Here is a 20,191-nt window from a genome sequence, read left to right on the forward strand (position 1 = left end):
TCCGGGTTGGCAGCGAGAGGGTTCATGACGCATCGTCGTTTGGCATTGGCCGCGGGTCTGGCACTCGCGATCGCCACGTCATTTGCTCCGCCTGCTCTCGCCCAGAAGGTCAGTCCCGCCGCACAGGGCGCGCGGATCAACGCGCTCATGAGCGCCGGCAAATACGCGGAAGCGCTTCCGCTCGCGCAGGCGATGGTTACGAGCCTGGAGAAGGGTAATGACGGTCGCGAATTGTCCGCCGCGCTCAACAATCTCGGCCAGGTCTTTGCCGGCCAGGGTCGCGACGATCTGGCCGAGCCGATCTACAAGCGGGCCATCGCGCTGTTGGAAAAGTCGCTCGGCCTCGACACCGCCTTGATTGCGCCCGAGCTGAGCAATCTCGCCGCGCTGTATCAGCGGCAGGGGCGCTTCACTGAAGCCGAGCCGTTGTTCAAGCGCGCGCTCACCGTCAGCGAAAGGAGCCTGTCGCGCGAGCATCCCGATGTCGGCCGGGCCCTCAACAATCTCGCCACGCTTTATGTGAAGCAGGAGCGCTTTGCCGACGCCGAGCCGCTGTTCCAGCGGGCGCTCGCGATCTATCAGAAGGCAGCAGGCCCTGAGCATCCCGCGGTTGCGACCGTCCTGAACAACATCGGTCAGGTCGATCGTGACCTCAATCGCGATGCCGATGCCGAAGCGCCGATCAAGCGCTCGCTCGCCATCCGCGAAAAAGTGCTCGGGCCAGATCATCCCGATGTCGCGCGTTCGCTCAACAATCTCGCCGGGCTCTACGAACACCAGCAGCGGTATGCCGAGGCCGAGCCGCTTTTTCGCCGCGCCCTGTCGATCCGCGAGCGTGCGCTCGGACCTGATCATCCTGACGTCGCGACATCGACGAGCAATCTCGCTCATTTCCTGCAGGCGACGGGACGGACTGCGGACGCCTTGCCGTTCGCGCAGAAGACGCTCGCCGCCAATCGTGCGCAGCTGCGTGTCGTGCTGCCGATCCTGTTCGCCGCGCGGCAGCAATCGCTGCTGGCGAGCGACAAGGCACTCGATGATGCGCTCGGTGCGATCCAGCGCGGCACGCAATCTTCTGCCGCTTCTGCGGTGAACAAGCTCGCGGCGCGGCTCGCCGCCGGCAGCGACCGGCTCGCCGAGCTCGTGCGCAAGGATCAGGATCTCGCGGCCGAGTCCGAAGCGCTCGACAAGGCAATCATCGCCGCGGTGTCGAAGCCACCCGCCCAGCGTGACGTGAGCGTCGAGCAGCGCAGCCGCGCGCGGATCGCGGCGATCGCGAGCGCGCGCAACGGATTGCAGAAAACGCTTGCCGTCGAGTTTCCCGACTATTCCTCGCTCTCCAATCCGCTGCCGCTGGCGGTGAAGGACATCCAGCCGCTGCTTTCGGCCGACGAGGCGATGGTGATCTATTCGGTCATCGACAAGCAGAGCTATGTCGTCGCGATCACGCGCGAGGGCGTCGACTGGAAGGAGATTTCTCTCGGAGCGGATGCGCTGACGCAGAAGGTGGCCGCTTTCCGAAAGGGGCTGGATGTTGGCAAGGCGCGCGATGCTTCCGGCAAATCGGGCCCGTTCGATCTCGCGCTCGCGAGCGAGCTCTATGTCGCGCTGCTCGGTCCAGTCGAGGCGCTAAAGGACAAGCGCAACCTGCTGGTCGTGCCGTCGGCGGCGCTGACCGCATTGCCGTTTCATCTGCTGGTCACGGAGACGCCGCATGCTGCGATCCCGGACCGGCTCGAGGGCTATCGCGACGCCGCTTGGCTGCTGCGGCGTCAGGCCGTCTCGGTGCTGCCGTCGGTGATCAGCCTGAAATCGCTGCGCGCCTTTGCCCGCAGGGACCAAGACGTCAAGCCGATGACCGGTTTCGGCGATCCCGTGTTCAACCCTGCAGCCGAGGGATCTGCCGACCGGCGCGCTGCGAGCGGCAAGGTCGCGGTGCGCAGCATCGCGACCATTGCCTATGCCGACTTCTGGCGCGGCGCAGGTGTCGATCGCGCGCGGCTGGCGCAGGCATTGCCGCAACTGCCCGATACTGCCGATGAGCTGAACGCGGTGGGGAGGAACGTTGGCGCCACTGATGCCGACATTCATCTCGGACGCGATGCCAGCGAAACGACGCTCAAGCGTGCAGCGCTTGCCCAATACGGCATCATCTACTTTGCCACCCACGGCCTCGTTGCCGGCGACGTCAAGGGACTGGGTGAACCCTCGCTTGCGCTTTCCATTCCCGACCAGCCATCGGAGCTCGACGACGGTCTTCTGACCGCGAGCGAAGTGGCTCAGCTCAAGCTCAACGCCGATTGGGTGGTGCTGTCCGCCTGCAACACCATCGCCGGCGACAAGCCCGGCGCCGAGGCGCTGTCGGGACTGGCGCGCTCCTTCTTCTACGCAGGTGCCCGCGCGCTGCTGGTCTCGCATTGGGCGGTAGATTCCGAAGCTGCGACCCGCCTGACCACATCGACGTTCGAGTTGCTCAAGAACGAACCAAAGATCGGTCGCGCCGAAGCCTTGCGCCGCGCGATGTTGACTTACCTTGACGACGCCTCGTCACCGCGCAACGCCTATCCCGCGATGTGGGGACCGTTCGCGCTGATCGGCGAGGGCGAGGTACGATAGAAAGCTGCTGCATGGATTGTGCGTCGCAATAACTGGAGGTAACGCGCAAACGCGCATTTGGTTGCGCGATCATTGGCGATTTCTTGAGGCGCTTGCTCAGAGCTGACATGCGCGACGATTGGCGCGGTCCTTGAATAAACCAAATCCTGCGGGATCAGCTTGGCAAGGCCAGCGTTCATCAGTATTAGGTCGTTCAGCCGAGGCCGAACGAGCGGCCCATTAATCACGGTGACCGCGATGGCGCCAAACTTGGTCGCGCTGGGTGTTGCGGGTTCTAGGAGGATTTTTTCGTGCAAGAGACGGGCGTGCGCAACGGTGCCTTCGGCGCCGACAAATTCGGCTTAAAGAACCTCAAGCAGGTTCACTGGAACCTCGGTGCGCCACAACTCTATCAATATTCGCTCTCGGCGGGTGAGGCGGTGCTGTCCGCTGACGGCGCGCTCTGCGCCGACACGGGCGAGTTCACCGGGCGCAGCCCGAAGGACAAGTTCACGGTGCGTGACGCCACCACCGACAAGAAGATGTGGTGGGCCGGCAACCAGTCGATCACCGCGGAGCAGTTCGAGACGCTCTACCAGGACTTCCTCAAGCACGCCGAAGGCAAGCGCCTGTTCGCGCAGGACCTCTATGGCGGCGCCGACCCGGCCTACCGGATCAAGACGCGCGTCTTCACCGAACTCGCCTGGCACTCGCTGTTCATCCGCACGCTTCTGATCCGCCCCGAGGCGATCGAGCTGTCGACCTTCGTGCCGGAGCTCACCATCATCGACATGCCGAGCTTCCGCGCCGATCCTAAACGCCACGGCGTGCGTTCGGAGAACGTCGTCGCGATCGATTTCGCCCGCAAGATCGTCCTGATCGGCGGGTCTTATTATGCCGGCGAGATGAAGAAGTCGGTCTTCACCACGCTGAACTATTATCTGCCCGAGCGCGGCGTGATGCCGATGCACTGCTCGGCCAATGTCGGCGCCAAGGGCGACACTGCGATCTTCTTCGGGCTGTCAGGCACCGGCAAGACCACGCTGTCGGCCGATCCGAACCGCACGCTGATCGGCGACGACGAGCACGGCTGGGGCCCGAACGGCGTCTTCAATTTCGAGGGCGGCTGCTATGCCAAGTGCATCAAGCTCTCGAAGGAAGCCGAGCCGGAGATCTATGCGGCATCGACCCGCTTCGGTGCGGTGCTCGAGAACTGCGTGCTCGACGAGAATACCCGCGTGGTTGATTTCGACGACGGCTCCAAGACCGAGAACACGCGTTCTGCGTACCCGCTCGACTTCATCCCGAACGCCTCGCGCACCGGCCGCGCGCCGCAGCCGAAGAACGTGGTGATGCTCGCTGCCGACGCCTTCGGCGTGCTGCCGCCGATCGCAAAGCTGTCGCCGGCGCAGGCGATGTATCATTTCCTGTCCGGCTACACCGCCAAGGTTGCCGGCACCGAGCGCGGTCTCGGCAACGAGCCGCAGCCGGAATTCTCGACCTGCTTCGGCTCGCCCTTCCTGCCGCTCGATCCTAGCGTCTACGGCAACATGCTGCGCGACCTCATCGCCCAGCACAAAGTCGATTGCTGGCTCGTCAACACGGGGTGGACCGGCGGCAAGTACGGCACAGGCAACCGGATGCCGATCAAGGTGACGCGCGCCCTGCTTACCGCCGCGCTCGACGGTTCGCTTCGCAACGTCGAATTCCGCACCGACAAGTATTTCGGCTTCGCGGTCCCGACCGCACTGCCGGGCGTGCCGGCCGAGATCCTCAACCCGGTCGACACCTGGAAGGACAAGGACGAGTTCGACAAGACCGCGCGCGCGCTGGTGGGCATGTTCCAGAAGAACTTCGCCAAGTTCGAAGCCCAGGTCGACGCCGAAGTGCGCGCGGCGGCACCGGACGTGAAGATGGCGGCGGAGTAGGGCTTCCGCAGTTGAAGAAAGGGCGGCCGCGAGGCCGCCCTTTTTGTTTGCGAGTATCTCTCCACCGTCATTGCGAGCGCAGCGAAGCAATCCAGGAATCCCTCCGTGGAGACAGTCTGGATTGCTTCGCTGCGCTCGCAATGACGAGTCTGCGGAAGCGGCTCACGCCTTGAAATACGCAATCTGCGTCGTGGTCGCGAGCAGACGCCCGTTCGGCGACCACAACTCGCCGTTCTGGTCGCCATAGCTCTTGTGGAAGATCTTTGCGTCGGCCGTCGCGAGCACGTGCGTAATGTCCTCAGTCGCGAGTTCTTCGCTCGTCGTGTGGAAATAGGTCGTCAGCGACACCGTGCCGAACGGCACCAGCTCGCGCCGGGCGTGGAAGATGCGGCCGAAGAAGGCGTCCGACATCGACATCAGCGACAGCATGTCGAGCTTGCGCGGGGCGCGGTCGCTGATCCAGATCTTCGAATAGGTGCTGGCGGGCTCGGCCTGCGGCGGGCCGATTCGCATCTCGCCCTCGACGAAGCGGAATTCATACTGGTTGGCCCAGGACGCCGAGATTTTTGGAAACGGCAGCGTCTGCTCGAACGGCTTGGCGTCCGGGCATTTCGCCACCCTGTGCTCCCAGGACGGCCGGCGCTCGGCAAACACCGCGGTGGCGAGCGTTGCGACCTCGCCGCCGCCTTGGCTGAGCTCGACGCTCCAGTGTTGGCTGGAGCGGTTGGCCTTCACGAGGCGCACGTCGAGATCGAACGGGCCCTTGGCGATCGGGGCGCAGTAATTGACGGTAAGAGCGAGCGGATCGCCGGCGGCTTGCGGATGCTCGATCAGCGCGCGCAAAATGGTCGCGGCGGTGGCGCCGCCGAACGGGCCGACAAAGGCCCAGTAATCGTCGCTGGTGTGCCCCTGCCAGCTGCTGTCACCGGCGGTGATACGCGTGGCCTCGTCAAAGGGGTGCGGGAGTTTTGCGTGCATTGGTGCTTCCGGCTTTCAATGACGGACGTCATATCACGTCCGCCGCCGGCTTGTGCAATAACCTCGCAGGTAACGCCGCTTCCACGTCGCGGAAAATCAACCCGCGACGTCGCGCAGATCCGGCAGCCGCGGCGTGGTCGGATTGACCGGCACGTTCCAGATCTCCTCGGCATATTCGTGGATGGTGCGGTCCGACGAGAACCACGCCATGCGCGCGACATTGAGGATGGAGGCGCGCGTCCAGGCCGGCGTGACCTGCCAGCGCGCATCGACCGCGCGCTGCGCCTCGTAATAGGAATCGAAATCGGCGCTGACCATGTAATGGTCGAGATAGCGCAGCGCGTGCGCGATGGATTCGAAGCGGCCGGGATCGCCGGGCGAGAACTCGCCGGCGCCGATCGCATTGATGGCGCGCTGCAGCTTCGGCGAATTGCGGATCACGTCGGAGGCATCCAGCCCCTGCTTGCGCCGGATCATCACGTCGCCGGCCTCCATGCCGAAGATCGCGATGTTCTCGGGCCCGACATGGTCGCGGATCTCGATATTGGCGCCGTCGAGCGTGCCGATGGTGATGGCGCCGTTGAGCGCCAGCTTCATGTTGCCGGTGCCGGAGGCTTCCATGCCGGCGGTGGAGATCTGCTCGGACAGATCGGCCGCGGGAATGATCACTTCGGCGAGGCTGACATTGTAGTCGGGCAGGAAGACGACCTTGAGCTTGCCGCTGATTGCGGGATCGTTGTTGACGATGTCGGCAACGTCGTTGATCAGCTTGATGATCAGCTTTGCGTAGCGGTAGCTCGCCGCCGCCTTGCCGGCGAAGATCTTCACCCGCGGCACCCAATTCCCGTTGGGATTGTCCTTGATCGCCTGGTACAGCGCGACCGTCTCGACGACGTTGAGCAGCTGGCGCTTGTATTCGTGGATGCGCTTGATCTGCACGTCGAACAGTGCGCCGGGGTCGACCTTGATGCCGAGCCGTTCGTTGATCAGGCGGGCGAGCTGTGTCTTGTTGTGGTGCTTGACGCTGCGGAATTTCTTCTGGAATTCGACGTCGCTGGCGCGGGCCTCGATCAGGCTGAGCTGGGTCGGATCGTCGAGCACGGCATCGCCGCAGGTCTCGCGCAACAGGTCGGTCAGCTTCGGATTGGCCAGCATCAGCCAGCGGCGGAAGGTGATGCCGTTGGTCTTGTTGGTGATGCGGCCGGGATAGAGATGGTTGAGATCGTGGAACACGGTTTCGCGCATCAGGTCGGAATGCATCGCCGAGACGCCGTTGATGCGGTGTGAGCCGACGAAGGCGAGCTGGCCCATACGCACGCGGCGGCCGCTCTTCTCGTCGATCAGCGAGACCGATGCGCGGAAGTCGATGTCGCCGGGGCAGCGCGCCTCGGCGAGTGCCAGATGCTGCACGTTGATGCGGTAGATGATCTCCAGATGCCGCGGCAGCAGCCGCTCGAACAGCTCGACCGGCCAGGTCTCCAGTGCCTCCGGCAGCAGCGTGTGATTGGTGTAGGAGAGCGTGGCGACCGTGATTTTCCAGGCCTCGTCCCAGCGGAAATTGTGGAGATCGACGAGGATCCGCATCAGCTCGGTGACGGCGAGGCTCGGATGGGTGTCGTTGAGCTGCACCGCGACCTTCATCGCGAGGCTGCGAAGCTGGCCGTCGGAGGTGAGGTGGCGATTGACGAGATCCTGGAGCGATGCCGAGACGAAGAAATATTCCTGGCGCAGTCGCAACTCGCGGCCGGCGGGGCTTTCGTCATTGGGATAGAGAAATTTGCAGATCGCCTCGGCGCGTGCCTGCTCGGAGCTCGCGCTGACATAGTCGCCGGAGTTGAACACGTCGAGCTTGAGCGGATCGGGCGAGCGCGCCGACCACAGCCGCAGCGCGTTGACGTGCTGGCCGCGCCAGCCGACGATCGGCGTGTCATAGGCGATCGCCTGCACCGTCTCGGCCGGGTGCCAGATCGCGCGGTCGCGACCCTTTTCGTCGATGTGCTCGACGCCGCCGCCGAAATGGACGTGATAGATCACCTCGGGCCGCTGCAATTCCCAGGGGTTGCCGAAGCTCAGCCATTCGTCCGGATATTCCTGCTGCCAGCCCTGATTGATGATCTGGCGGAACAGGCCGTAATCGTAGCGGATGCCGTAGCCGATCGCGGGGATCGACAGCGTCGCCATGCTCTCCATGAAGCAGGCGGCGAGCCGGCCGAGGCCGCCATTGCCGAGCGCCGCGTCCGGCTCGCATTTGCGCAGCTCCGGCAGCGACACGCCGAGATCGCCGAGCGCGACCTCGAAGATCTTGAGCAGGCCCATGTTGTTGAGCGCGTCGGTGAAGAGGCGGCCGATCAGGAATTCGAGCGAGAGATAATAGACGCGCTTGCGCCCCGCATCGTAGCTGTGCTTCTCGGCCGTGAGCCAGCGATGCACGATACGGTCGCGCAGCGCGAGCGCCGCGGCCTGATACCAGTCGTGCCTGGTCGCCATGCCCGCGTCCTTGCCGATGGCAAGGCGCAGCTTTGCCAGGATCGCGCTCTTGATCTCAGCCAGCGCGAGTTCGTCGATGGGCTGCCCGGGGGCCGGAAAACTGGGCTGGAACGATTGATCTTGCAAAGCCGTCACTTCCTAGGTCGAAAAAACTCTTACCAATCTACGCGTCCTGCCCTTGCACCGGAACTGTCGCCCGTGCGGTCGTGCACTGCGCTGCCGTGAATTTATGCAAGGAACGGGCCGAGTTGGGAACCCGGACGAGCACGGAGAAACCCGGGATTCGGTGCTACATTAGGGAAGATTCAGCCATCAGTGTGGAGGCGCCCCATGAGACCGCTGACGCGACTGCTGATCGAACTCGCCACCGCGGCCCTGCTCGTCGTCTGCATCGGCGTCACCACCGCGGCGTTTGCCGCCGGCAAATCCGGTCGCAGCGCCGACGGCCTCAGTTGCGGCTTTACGGTCCCACAGAATGCGTCGCCCGCAGCCCACTGCGCCGCGATCAAGCGCCAATGCGGCGGCAAGTTCTACGCAAATGCGTGCGGCGACAAACTGATGTCCGCGGCCAGGTGAGCGTCCTGACGTCCAGCGAATTCAAGCCGCCTTGCTCTGCACCGCATCGCAAAACTCCGCGAGACGATCCGCAAGCCGCAACGTTGCCGGGCTCGCATCCGGCGAAGCCATCAGCGCGACCTCGGTCTTGTTGATTGGCGCAAAGCCGTCCTTTGCCGTCAGCACGCGGTGGTCGGACTGGATCGCCATCTCCGATAGGATGCTGAGCCCCATGCCGGCGGCGACGGCGGCCTGGATGCCGGCGAGACTCGATGACGTGTAGGCTGTGTGCCAGGCGCGGCCCGCACTTTCCAGTGCGTGGATGGCGCCGGCGCGATAGATGCAGCCGAGCGGAAAGCCGATCAGCGGCACCGACGACACGTTGACGTCGACCGGGTGGCTCTTGCTGGTGACCCAGTGCACCCGCTCGGGCCACACCGCGATCGCGTCCTTCGCGCCGGCCTCGCGCTTGTAGAGCGCAAGATCGAGCTCGCCGCGCTCGAGATCGCGGGCGAGGTGCTTGCTCTGGTCGGCGCGCACGTCGAGCCGCAGCCCCGGATGCGAGCGCGAGAACGCGCCCAGCAATTTGGCCAGCCGATAGGCCGCGAAATCCTCGGGAATGCCGAGCCGGATCGCGCCTTCGCCATTGGGCTCGCGCAGCACGTCGCGCGCCTCCTCGGCGAGCGAGAGCAGCCGCCGCGCATAGGAGAGCAGCCGCTCGCCGGCCTCGGTCGGGCGCACGTCCTTGCCGTCGCGGTGCAGCAGCACCTGACCGACATCCTCCTCCAGCCGCTTGATCTGCTGGCTCACGGTCGACTGCGTGCGGTGAACGCGCGCGCCGGCACGGGTGAAGCCGCCGGCCTCGACCACCGAGACGAAGCTGCGTAGGAGCTCTAGATCCAGCATCGCCGCCTCCATTCGAAAATCCACTGGGGCGGAGTTAATCATTTAATTTCCAAATGACAAGCGGCCTCCCTAGATCGAGGGCTCAGGAGAATGCCCTCATGTCCCTCGCCACCTCGCTTCCCGCGCCCCGCAGCCGCTTCAATACGCTGCCGCTTGCCATCGGCCTGTTCTGCCTGCTCTGGAGTTATGCCTTCGTCGCCGGCAAGATCGGCGTCACCCATTGCCCACCGCTGATCCTGCTCGCCGCGCGTTTCTCGCTCGCGGGCATTTTGATCCTGGGCGCCACGATGATCCGTGGCGAGGCCTGGTCGCTGTCATGGCGCGATGCCGTCGTCTTCGCGGTGCTTGGCATCGCCAACAACGCGCTCTATCTCGGGCTCGGCTACACCGGGCTGCAATCGGTCTCCGCCGGCCTCGGCGGGCTGATCGTGTCGGCCAATCCGGTGTTCACGGCGGCGCTCGCCGCGCTTCTGCTCGGCGAAGGCATGACCTGGCGCAAGGCGAGCGGCCTCCTGCTCGGCGTCATCGGCGTGACGGCGATCGTCTGGCACCGCCTGTCGGTTGGCACCGATTCCTTGCATGGCATCGTCTTCACGCTGGCCTCGCTGGCCTCGATCGTTGCCGGCACCATCCTGCTCAAGCTGCTGGCGCCGAAGGGGTCGTTGTGGATCGGCAACGGCGTGCAGAACCTGGCTGCCGGCATAGCGCTGACGCCGATCGCGCTCACCTTCGCCGATAGAAGCGCGATCGACTATACGCCGAGCCTGATCGGCGCCTTCGCCTTCCTCGTGCTCGGCGGCTCGATCCTTGCCTATTGGCTGTGGTTTCATCTCCTGAAAGTATGTGGCGCCACTGCCGCCAGCGCCTATCATTTCCTGATGCCGCCGCTCGGCATGCTGTTCGCGTTCCTGGTGCTCGGCGAACATGTCGAGGCCCGCGATCTGCTCGGGATCATTCCGGTCGCGCTCGGCATTTATCTGGTGACGCGGCCGGCAAAGCCCGCCTCATGACAGGAGTACATCATGCCCGTTTCCATCACCCTGATCGGCGGTCCCACCGCGCTGATCGAGATCGACGGCTTCCGCCTGCTCACCGACCCCACCTTCGACGCGCCCGGCGCGTACCAGCTGCCGCATGTGAAGCTGGAGAAGACGATCGGGCCCGCCGTGAGGCCTGACGCGATCGGGCCGGTCGATGCGGTGCTGCTCAGCCACGACCAGCACTCCGACAATCTCGACAATTCCGGCCGCGACTATCTCTTCAAGGTCAAGCGCGTGCTGACGACCGAGGCGGGCGCAAAGCGCCTCGGCGGCCATGTCGAGGGCCTTGCGCCCTGGGCGACCGCACGTCTGGAGGATAACGACGGCAACATGCTGACGATCACCGCCACGCCCGCGCGTCACGGCCCCGCCGGCATCGAGCCGCTGTCGGGCGACGTCATCGGCTTCGTGGTGTCCTCGAGCCGGAAGGACACGCGTCCGGTCTATATCAGCGGCGATACCACCTGGTTCGACGGCGTCGCCGAGGTCGCGCGCCGCTTCAAATGCGGCGTGGTGCTGCCCTTCGCGGGCGCGGCGCAAACGCGCGGGCCGTTCCATCTCACCATGGACACCAACGATACCATCGAGACCGCACGCGCCTTTCCCGATGCGATGATCGTGCCGCTGCATACCGAAGGCTGGGCACATTTCCGCCAGAACAGCGAGGACCTGCGCAAGACCTTCGACGTGCTCGGCTTCGGCCCGCGGCTGCGCCTGCTGGAGCCGGGCGTGCCGACCGTGGTCGAGGCGCCGTGATCGCGTCACCTCGTCATTGCGAGGAGCCCTTGCGACGAAGCAATCCAGAATCTTTCCGCGACGGCCGTCTGGATTGCTTCGCTTCGCTCGCAATGACGGAGTGTGCGGCTAATCCTTCCTGAACACAATCGACGCCATCCATCCCGTCATCAGCGCCATGGCCGCGGTGGCGAGGCCGTAGATCAGGCCGTTCTGCCGCGCCGTCGTTGCGACGAACTGCTCGAAGCCGACCTTGACGATCTCGAACGCGGTCTCGGTCTTGCCGATGAAGGCACCATTCGCGAACAGCTTGATCTCGATCTCATAGGTGCCGATCGGCACCTCCGCCGGCAGTGGAATGCCGGTCCGGAACAGCGTGGGTGTTAGGAACGTCACCGCGCTGGCATCTTCGCGGTAGAGCCCGCCCTGAGTGCGCAGGCGGATGAAGGCCGAGCGGAACGCATCGTTCGGCACCACGTCGGCATAATCGCCGCCGACCCGCTGCGTCAGCAGCACGTTGTTGAGCCCGATCTGCTGCCGCCGCGCGATCTCGGGTGAGGTGATCGCATCGAAGGGGCGGTTGGCGAACAGCGCGAGATAGCTCGGCACCTGCAGGAACTGCCGGTAGTCGGTGTTGATCCAGATGCCGAAGGTGCGCTCCTTGCGGCGCGTCACCATGTCGGCGCGCGGGCCCATCACGGTGACGACGAGATCGTAAGCCGTGTGGTCCGCCGGCGTCGTCGCATCTCTCTCGACCGAGCCGAACAGCACCAGCTCCTCGCCGGAATAGTTCGGCGTCACCGTGACGCGATGGTTGGAGACCGACACGATCAGCCGCTCGGCCCGCGCGGCGCCGCCGAGCAGCAGGACGAGAACGATGGCGACAAGCGTGCGCATCATCCGCTCACTCCGAGCTCGCGGATGGTGAAGAGATCCGAGGGCTGGATCACCAGCTCGATCGCGAACCGGACGCCGACCGAGAGGATCAAGAGGCCGAGCAGCAAGCGCAGCTGCTCGCCCCGGATTTTCTGGCCGGCGCGTGCGCCGAACTGCGCCCCCGTGACGCCGCCGACCATCAGGATCAGCGCCAGCACGGCGTCGACGAGGTGATTGGTCACGGCGTGCAGCATGGTCGCGAACAGCATCGTGACCAGCGTCAACACCATCGAGGTCCCGATCACCGTCGAGGTCGGTACCCTCAGCAGATAGATCATGATCGGCACCAGGATGAAGCCGCCGCCGATGCCCATGATGGCGCCGATGAAGCCGATCACGATGCCGACGACCACGACTGGAATCACGGACAGATAGATCTTCGAACGCTTGAATCGCATCTTCAGCGGCAGGCCGTGGATCCAGTTGTGCGCGCGCCGCCGCGGCAGCGCGCCGCGCCGGGTCCGCATCAATGCGCGCAGGCCCTCGGAAAACATCAGGCTGCCGACGGTGCTGAGCAGCACGACGTAGGAGAGCGCGATCATCAGATCGAGCTGGCCGAGCGCGCGCAGCTGCGTGAAGGTCCAGACGCCGAGCGCCGTCCCGGTCACGCCGCCGCATAACAATACGCTCGCCAGCGCCGGATCGATCGCGCGCCGCCGCCAATAAGAGAGCGCTCCGGAGAAGGAGGAGGCCGCGATGTGGCTCGCCACAGAAGCGACCGCCACCGCCGGCGTGATACCGATGAAGATCAGCAGCGGCGTCATCAGAAAGCCGCCGCCGATTCCGAACATGCCCGAGACGAAGCCGACCGCGGCGCCCATGGCCAGCACCAGGAAGACGTTGACCGGAAGATCGGCGATCGGGAGGTAAAGCTGCATTGAGGGACCACGCTCCGGCGAGACGGTTCGATCATCCCGGGTTGCTCGCCGGACGGTCGGAACGATTGCCGAGCCCCTCAATAGCGGAATTCGAAGCGGGGAGGGACGGGGATTTTTGCGCGTGGTGAATGGTCGCGATGAGCTTGTTTGAACCGCTGCGAGCCAAGGACTCGGTTCACCTCTCCCGAAGGGAGAGGTCGGATCGCATCGATTGATGCGATCCGGGTGAGGGGTTACGGTCGCACGCCGCGCCGCGGCCCCTCACCCGGATTGCTCAGGCGCGCAATTGCGCGCCATAGCAATCCGACCTCTCCCCGTCGGGAAGAGGTGGGCACTGGGCAACGCGGCCCGACCTTCCTCATCACTTCAATGCGCCGCTGACGCCGACCGCTTCGTCGCGACTTGCTTCGGCGCGGGCTTTGCGCTTGCCTGCGGCGCGCTGTCCCAGCCGCCGTTCGGGGTCGCAACGTTGATGGCATCGTCGGGCTGCGGCTCGGCGCTAAAGGTCTGGATCGCGAGCTTGGCGGCGGCGAGCGATTGCGGGTCGAGGCGCTTCGCCACATCGTCGCGCTTGCTGGCCGCGTCGGCATCGCCCTGCGCAGCCGCCAGGCTGAACCATTTGTAGGATTCGGCGAGGTTCTGCTCGACGCCGATGCCGCGGGCATAGAGGATGCCGAGGTTGAACTGACTGTCGGCGACGCCGCGATCGGCAGCTTTCCGGAACCACTGCGCCGCGCTCTTGTAGTTGGCGCCGCGTCCGCCGCCGTCGGCATCGAGCACCGCGAGATTGTGCATCGCCTTGGCGTTGCCGCGCTCGGCGGCCTGCGTGTAATAGCGGCGGGCGATGTCGGCGTCCTTCTTCACGCCAAGGCCCTTCTCATAGAGCGTGCCGAGCCGGAAGGTCGCGGGGACCACGCCGGCCTGCGCCGCGCGGTCGTACCACTTCGCCGCTTCATCGTAATTCGTGGCGACGCCCTTTCCTTCCGCGAAGCGCACGCCGATCTCGTAGGCCGCGGTCGCATCGCCCTTCATCGCGGCGGTGCGCAAGGCCGGACCGCCGATGCCATCAGGGAGCTTCTCGCTCGGCGGCACCTGGACGAGGCCGAGCTTGGCGCGGCTCGTGCCCGACAGCGCGCCGGTGACGTCGCTGCTAGAAGCAGGCGGCGGCACGGCTGCGGCAGGCGCCTGCGGAATTTCAACCGAGGCCGAGCTGCCGGAATTCGGTGTGGGCGCCGGCGCGGCATTGTTCTGCGATTGCCGTCCGATCGGAGTCGGCGAGGTCATCGACGGCGTGATCTGCTCGGGCGCGGCCGGCTTGGTCTCGACCGGAGACGGCGCGGCCTGCGGTGCCGGCTCGCTCGGAATATTTTGCATCGCCTGCGGCGCCGGCGGTGCGTTGCCGCCATCGAGCAGGTTCATCGCCATCTTGAAGGTGCCGAGCACGATCACGACCACGCTCGCGCCGACCAGCAGCGAGCGAATCTTCGAGGTGATGGTCGAGCCACCTTCCTGGCCCTTATCCTTGCCGCGGCTCGCCGCCGCCTTGGCGGCGCGGCCGGCTTTCTCGGGTGGCTGCGCGGCGGCGGCTTGCGCGGCGCGGCGTGCGGCCGCGATGAAGCTCGACGACGACACCGGCTCCTTCGGAGCCGCGGGAATTTCGCTGATCGCACTCTCGGAGGCGGCGATGCGCTCGGACGGCGTGGCGACGCGTCCGCCCGGCCGTGTGCCCGGCTCGAGCGGATGATCCGGCGGCAATTCCGGCGCGATCGCGGCGCGCGCCGGCGCCGTATGCGGCTCCAGGATGTCGCTGATCGCACGCGGCGGAACAGGCGGTGCTGCTGGCACCGGCGGTGGGGCGGCCGGCGTGGCCGCGTGGAATTCGCGTGGCGCGGCGACGAAGGCGGCCGGTCCAGCTTGCGCGGCAGCGGGATTGGGCAGCTCAGGCTTCGCATCGTATTTCGGCGGCTGCGGCCGCGGCTCGCGCGCCATCGGCGCCGGCTCCATCGGCGCTGCCATCGGCATCGACTGCGGGGCAGGGGCCGGCGGCGCGGTGCGCACCGCGCGCAGATCGCCCTCGATCATCGAGAGGCGATCAACGACGTGGCCGAGCGCGCTGTGGACGGCCTCGAGCGAGTCCTGGGTGTGCCGGTTGGTCTCGGCCTGGCTGAAGCGGATGTCGGAGAGCTCGCGCTTGACGAGATCGACCATGCCGGAATCGGGCGGCGGCGCAGAGTTGCGACTCTCGGCCAGCGCGGCGTAGGTCGCCTGTTGCCGTTCCAGATGCCTGAGGATGTCGTGGAGACCGTCTTCGACGCGGCTCAGGTTTCCGTTGCGCGGATCGGAGGCGGCTTCGATCCGTTCCAGCAGATAGGAGACGCGCTGTTCGAGATGGGCGAAGGTCGAGGCCGAGTCGTTGCCGACCTGCATGCGGTCGAAGCGGTCCGACAGCGCGCGGATCGCGGCTTCGAGATGCTCGGTGCTCTCGGATGGCTGAGCCCGCTCGCGGGTTTCGAGCGCGGCGGTGAGCGCCGCGATGCGCTGCTCCAGCACCGCGAAGCTGTCGCCGTGGCCGGACGCGCGGGTGATCTGGTCGACCTTGGATGACAGCAGCTGGACGTCTTCGGACAGACGCGCGAGTGCCTCGTTGGACGCGACGTTGGAGACGATGGCGCGCAGCGCGGAGATCGCGCCTTCGAGCTGCTGCACGGTCGAGGGATCGTCATTGGCGCGCAGGATCAGATCGAGCTTGGCGCCGAGATTGCGGATTGCCTCGTCATAGCCGGTGAGCTGCTCGGCCGGCGTCAACGTGCGCAACACCTGCTTGATGTCGGACAGCGCGCGCTCGATGCCTGCGAGGACTTGGCCGTCGGTGCCGTTGGAGCGGGTCTCGTCGATGCGACGGTGCAGCGAGCGGATCTCGTTCTCGATCGATTCGATCGCCCGCCGCGGCATCGCCTCGGTGATGGCGGCACGGATCTCGGCAAGCTCGCTGCGGAAGGCGGCGATCGCCTGCTCGGTATTGTCGGGGCGCTGCAGCGACTCGATCTGGCTCGTGATCTTGAGCAGATGGCGCTCGAGCGAGGAAAAATCCGGCCCCGGCTGCGGGGGCGGCGGCGCGTAGGCAGGCGCGGGCGGCGCCATCGGCGGCGCATAAGGAGCCGCGGGCGCAAGCGACGGCGCGGCACGCGGCGGCATCTGCCTGGGCGTAAAGCCGTCGAGCTCGCTCTGGCGCGCGGTGATCTCGGCGACCGCGACGTCGAACGAAGCCGGGCTCAGGGGTGGTGAGCTGCGATAGACCTGCGCGGCCGCGCGCTCGACCGCATCGGCCTGGCGCTGGCGCGTGTCGGCCGGGGCGGGGCGGGGGGGCTGCGGCTGCTGAGATTGTCGCTGCGGGCGGGAGATTTGCGACAGGCGCGCATCGAGCCGCGAGATCGCATCGTTGAGCTGGCGCGCGACGCCCTGCTCGCGCGAGAGGTCCTGACGCGGGGCGGGCTTTGAAATCCGTTCGATCTGCTGGGTGATCGCGTCGAGCCGCTGGTGGATGTCGGCGACTTCGCGGCTCTCCTGGCTGTGTCCCTGGCTCGGCATGTGTTGCGGACGCTGGTCGTAGGGTCCGCGAAAGTTCGGCGGGGTCGTCTCGCCGAGCGTGGAGTTCAGCCAGTCGTTGAGTGACATGCCGGCTCTGCGCGCAGCAGCTTCGGCCCGCTCCCTGACGGAGGGATCGATGCCGTCAACACTCCACGATACGCGCGAATTCATGACTCTGTCCGGTTCCGACTCCGGCGCCCCACCCGGCGCCTCCAGCCTCCCACGCGTGCCGGTTGCAAAGACAATCGAATTCGGCGCGGGTCGTCTGCCTCGAAAACCGACTTTTTCCTGTTACGGTAAATAACGAGTTAAGGAATGGGGCGCGGGTGTCTTAAAGTTGGGCGGGGGGGAACCGACCAACGCAGCAGATGCGCTCCCTCCCCCGCTTGCGGGGGAGGGCTGGGGAGAGGGTGCTTCCGCACTGGGACAATCCCCAAGAGAAGAAAGCCCTCACCCGTGCCTTCGGCGCGACCTCTCCCGCAAGCGGAAGAGGTGACGAACACCGCCGACGCCGATCTATCCCTTCCCCTCGCGCTTCCCATCCTCCAGCGGCACCACAGTAGACTTGCCGCTCATCGCCGACAGCGCCTCGAGGGCCTCTTCGCAAAAATCGGCCACCATCTGCTCGTGCCGCGCCCCTAATCGGAGCAGGAGCAGGTTGCCGAGGTCGAGGCGTCCCTCCGCCGTGCCGTCCGGAAAGCGCTTCTTCAGGATGCGCTCGTAATTGGCGTGACGGTCGCGGTGATGCTCCAGTCGGTCCATCAAATCGGTGCGCATCGGCTCGATATCGATGCTGTCGAGCGCATGGAGGCGAACCAGCAGGTCGTCCTTGATCGAGGGCGGCGTGCTTGGCCGCGCGGCCCAGTGCCGCAGCGCTATTCGGCCTTCGGGCGTGAGCGTATAGATCAGCTTATTGGGTTTACCGGATTGCACGACCTCGCGGCCCTGGATGTGGCCGCGGTCGCGCAGCTTGGAGAGCTCGCGGTAGATCTGCTGGTGGTCGGCCTTCCAGAAGAAGCCGATCGAGGAATCGAACGTCTTGGCGAGCTCATAGCCCGTCATCGGACGTTCCGTCAGGCATGCGAGGATTGCGTCGCCCAGCGCCATTACCGGCCTCCCTTCTTAGGTTTGACCAACTCGCTTGACTTTATGCGCATCGGCGCATATGCGTCAATGTGCATATGAGGCAACATGCAGGCGGGTCAAAGTCCCGACTGAAAAATCCAGCGGAATCAACCTTCGCGCTACTGTGCATGGGGTTGTTTTCGCACTTTTTGCCCTTGGCCTAGGGAGGCACCTGAGAATGACCGGCCTCGATTCCTGGTACGCCTACGTGAGGTCCCACGACCGCGCCGCGCTCTGGGACCTCCTGCATCCCGACGCCATCTTCGAAAGCCCGGTCGTGCACACGCCGCAGTGCGGCCGCGACATCACCTTCAAATACCTCTCCAGCGCCGAGAAGGTGCTCGGCGGTCCCGGCTTCACCTATGTCGGTGAGTGGAAGAACGAGCGCGGCGCCGTGCTCGAATTCAAGAACGTGATCGACGGCATCGAGATCAACGGCGTCGATATCATCAGCTTCGATGCCGAGGGACGCATCACGCATTTCAAGGTGATGGTGCGTCCGCTCAAGGCGATCAACATGCTGCGCCGCCTGATGGCGGAGCAGCTTGCCGCAGCCCAATCATAAGCCCAACATCATCCCTTCAGGGCCCATGCCGGGAGACCACCATGCCGATCTATAAAGCCCCCGTCGAAGACGTGAACTTCCTGCTCAACGACGTCTTCCAGATCGATCGCTACGACAATCTGCCGGGCTTCTCCGATGCGTCGAGCGATGTGCGCGAGGCGATCCTGGGCGAAGCCGCCAAGCTCGCCGAAGAGGTGCTGCAGCCGCTCAATCGTGTGGGCGATCTCGAAGGCTGCAAGCGCGCTGACGACGGCAGCGTCACCACGCCGAAGGGGTTCAAGGAGGCGTTCAAGCAGGTGGCAGAAGGCGGCTGGCTCGGTCTGTCGGCGCCGGCTGAATATGGCGGCCAGGGCCTGCCGGTGACGCTGAGTCAGGCGGTGAACGAATTCCAGATCTCCGCCAACATGGCGTTCTCGATGTATGGCGGCCTCACCATGGGCGCGACCGCGGCGCTGCTGGTGCACGGCTCGCCGGAGCAGAAGAAGACTTACGTGCCGAAGATGATCGCGGGTGAATGGACCGGCACCATGAACCTGACCGAGCCGCATTGCGGCACCGATCTCGGCATGCTCCGCACCAAAGCGGTGCGGCAGGCCGACGGCAGCTTCAAGATCACGGGCACCAAGATCTTCATCTCGGCCGGTGAGCACGACCTCGCTGAGAACATCATCCATCTCGTGCTCGCCCGCATCGAGGGTGCGCCCGCCGGCATCAAGGGCGTGTCGCTGTTCGTGGTGCCGAAATTCCTCGTGAATGCCGATGGTTCGGTGGGCGCACGCAACGGCGTCGTCTGCGGCTCGATCGAGCACAAGATGGGCATCCACGGCAATTCCACCTGCGTGATGAACTACGACAACGCCACGGGCTGGCTGATCGGCGAAGAGAACAAGGGCATGCAGGGCATGTTCGTGATGATGAACGAGGCCCGTCTCGGTGTCGCCGTTCAGGGTCTCGCGCAGTCCGAGGTCGCCTATCAGAACGCGGTCGCCTATGCTCGCGAGCGCATCCAGGGCCGTTCGCTCACAGGCGCGAAAGCGCCGGACAAGCCGGCCGACCCTATCATCGTGCATCCCGACGTGCGCCGCACCCTGCTGTCGATCCGCGCCTTCAACGAGGCCGCGCGCGCCTTCGTGATGTGGACTGCGTTGAAGAGCGACGTCGCCCATCGCTCGGAGGACCCTAGGGATCGCCAGGCCGCCGACGACCACATGGGCCTGATGACGCCGGTGCTGAAGGGCTTCCTGACCGACTACGGCTTCGCCAACGCGGTGCAGGCGCAGCAGATGTATGGCGGCCACGGCTACATCGCCGAGCAAGGCGTGGAGCAGTTCGTGCGCGATGCCCGTATTGCGATGATCTATGAAGGCGCCAACGGCATCCAGGCGCTCGACCTCGTCGGCCGCAAGCTGCCGCGCGACGGCGGCCGTGCCATCATGGCGTTCTTCGGCGAGGTGATGGCCTTCGCCAAGGAGAACGGCGGCGATGAGGCGCTGAAGCCCTTCATCACCCCGCTCTCGACCTCGCTCGGACATCTCCAGCAGGCCACCACCTGGCTGATGCAGAACGCGATGATGAAGCCGGACAATGCGGGAGCCGCCGCAACCGACTACCTGCATCTCTTCGGCTTCGTCGCGCTCGGCTACATGTGGGCGAAGATGGCCAAGGTGACGCAGGCGAAGATTGCCGAGCAGGGCGCCACACCCTATCTCTCCACGAAACTCGTCACCGGCCGTTTCTTCATGGAGCGGATGCTGCCGGAGACCGCGGCCAATCTCGCGCGCATCCAGTCCGGCTGCGCCACCATCATGGAACTGCCGGCGGAAGCGTTCTGAGGCCTGCTTCCGCCGCCGTTTCCCAATAGCTTTCGAACATCAC

The 20,191-nt window shown here is 65.4% G+C and carries 14 protein-coding genes; 7 read left to right on the top strand and 7 right to left on the bottom strand.

Translation table 11 applies throughout. The features are described 5' to 3' along the window. The first annotated feature begins 24 nt into the window (after window positions 1–24). On the top strand, window positions 25–2,616 hold the full coding sequence (locus P6U29_RS04205; RefSeq protein ID WP_407116449.1) for a CHAT domain-containing tetratricopeptide repeat protein: 2,592 nt from the start codon (window positions 25–27) through the stop codon (window positions 2,614–2,616). A 290-nt stretch (window positions 2,617–2,906) separates the two neighbouring features. Beyond that, window positions 2,907–4,523 (top strand): phosphoenolpyruvate carboxykinase, encoded by a 1,617-nt coding sequence (locus P6U29_RS04210; protein ID WP_407116450.1) that lies wholly within the window; start codon window positions 2,907–2,909, stop codon window positions 4,521–4,523. 162 nt (window positions 4,524–4,685) lie between these two features. Here the strand turns inward: P6U29_RS04210 and P6U29_RS04215 are convergent, their stop codons facing one another. Next, entirely contained in the window at window positions 4,686–5,501 is an 816-nt protein-coding gene (locus P6U29_RS04215; RefSeq protein WP_407116451.1) for an acyl-CoA thioesterase, read from the bottom strand. A gap of 96 nt (window positions 5,502–5,597) precedes the next feature. After that, window positions 5,598–8,114, bottom strand: coding sequence for a glycogen/starch/alpha-glucan phosphorylase (locus P6U29_RS04220; protein ID WP_407116452.1), 2,517 nt, complete (start codon window positions 8,112–8,114; stop codon window positions 5,598–5,600). A gap of 204 nt (window positions 8,115–8,318) precedes the next feature. On the opposite strand from P6U29_RS04220, the gene P6U29_RS04225 reads away from it, so the two are divergent. Further along, window positions 8,319–8,564, top strand: a complete 246-nt coding sequence (locus P6U29_RS04225; protein ID WP_407116453.1) for a hypothetical protein — start codon at window positions 8,319–8,321, stop codon at window positions 8,562–8,564. A 21-nt stretch (window positions 8,565–8,585) separates the two neighbouring features. Here P6U29_RS04225 and P6U29_RS04230 read toward each other — a convergent pair whose 3' ends face one another. Beyond that, window positions 8,586–9,449, bottom strand: a complete 864-nt coding sequence (locus P6U29_RS04230) for a LysR family transcriptional regulator (RefSeq protein WP_407116454.1) — start codon at window positions 9,447–9,449, stop codon at window positions 8,586–8,588. A 98-nt stretch (window positions 9,450–9,547) separates the two neighbouring features. On the opposite strand from P6U29_RS04230, the gene P6U29_RS04235 reads away from it, so the two are divergent. Further along, window positions 9,548–10,459, top strand: coding sequence for a DMT family transporter (locus tag P6U29_RS04235; RefSeq protein WP_407116455.1), 912 nt, complete (start codon window positions 9,548–9,550; stop codon window positions 10,457–10,459). 12 nt (window positions 10,460–10,471) lie between these two features. Beyond that, window positions 10,472–11,245, top strand: a complete 774-nt coding sequence (locus P6U29_RS04240; RefSeq protein ID WP_407116456.1) for an MBL fold metallo-hydrolase — start codon at window positions 10,472–10,474, stop codon at window positions 11,243–11,245. A 108-nt stretch (window positions 11,246–11,353) separates the two neighbouring features. On the opposite strand, the gene P6U29_RS04245 is transcribed toward P6U29_RS04240, so the two are convergent. From P6U29_RS04245 to P6U29_RS04260, 4 genes are all read right to left on the bottom strand, one after another. Then, window positions 11,354–12,124: a TIGR02186 family protein gene (locus P6U29_RS04245; protein WP_407116457.1), complete on the bottom strand. Its 771-nt coding sequence runs from the start codon at window positions 12,122–12,124 to the stop codon at window positions 11,354–11,356. After that, window positions 12,121–13,038 (bottom strand): sulfite exporter TauE/SafE family protein, encoded by a 918-nt coding sequence (locus tag P6U29_RS04250; RefSeq protein WP_407116458.1) that lies wholly within the window; start codon window positions 13,036–13,038, stop codon window positions 12,121–12,123. The genes P6U29_RS04245 and P6U29_RS04250 overlap by 4 nt, the downstream gene beginning before the upstream one ends. 366 nt (window positions 13,039–13,404) lie before the next feature. Beyond that, a complete protein-coding gene (locus P6U29_RS04255) occupies window positions 13,405–16,797 on the bottom strand; it encodes a hypothetical protein (protein ID WP_407116459.1) in 3,393 nt (1,130 codons plus the stop codon). 345 nt (window positions 16,798–17,142) lie between these two features. Further along, complete coding sequence (locus tag P6U29_RS04260) at window positions 17,143–17,733, bottom strand: PadR family transcriptional regulator (RefSeq protein ID WP_407116460.1); 591 nt, start codon at window positions 17,731–17,733, stop codon at window positions 17,143–17,145. Between the two features lie 196 nt (window positions 17,734–17,929). Between P6U29_RS04260 and P6U29_RS04265 the strand changes: the two genes are divergently transcribed. Both P6U29_RS04265 and P6U29_RS04270 read left to right on the top strand, forming a co-directional pair. Continuing rightward, entirely contained in the window at window positions 17,930–18,316 is a 387-nt protein-coding gene (locus P6U29_RS04265) for a nuclear transport factor 2 family protein (protein ID WP_407116461.1), read from the top strand. A 41-nt stretch (window positions 18,317–18,357) separates the two neighbouring features. After that, entirely contained in the window at window positions 18,358–20,148 is a 1,791-nt protein-coding gene (locus P6U29_RS04270; RefSeq protein WP_407116462.1) for an acyl-CoA dehydrogenase C-terminal domain-containing protein, read from the top strand. The last annotated feature ends 43 nt before the right edge of the window (window positions 20,149–20,191 follow it).

The organism is Bradyrhizobium sp. LMG 9283 (genome assembly GCF_045571415.1).
GTDB lineage: Bacteria > Pseudomonadota > Alphaproteobacteria > Rhizobiales > Xanthobacteraceae > Bradyrhizobium.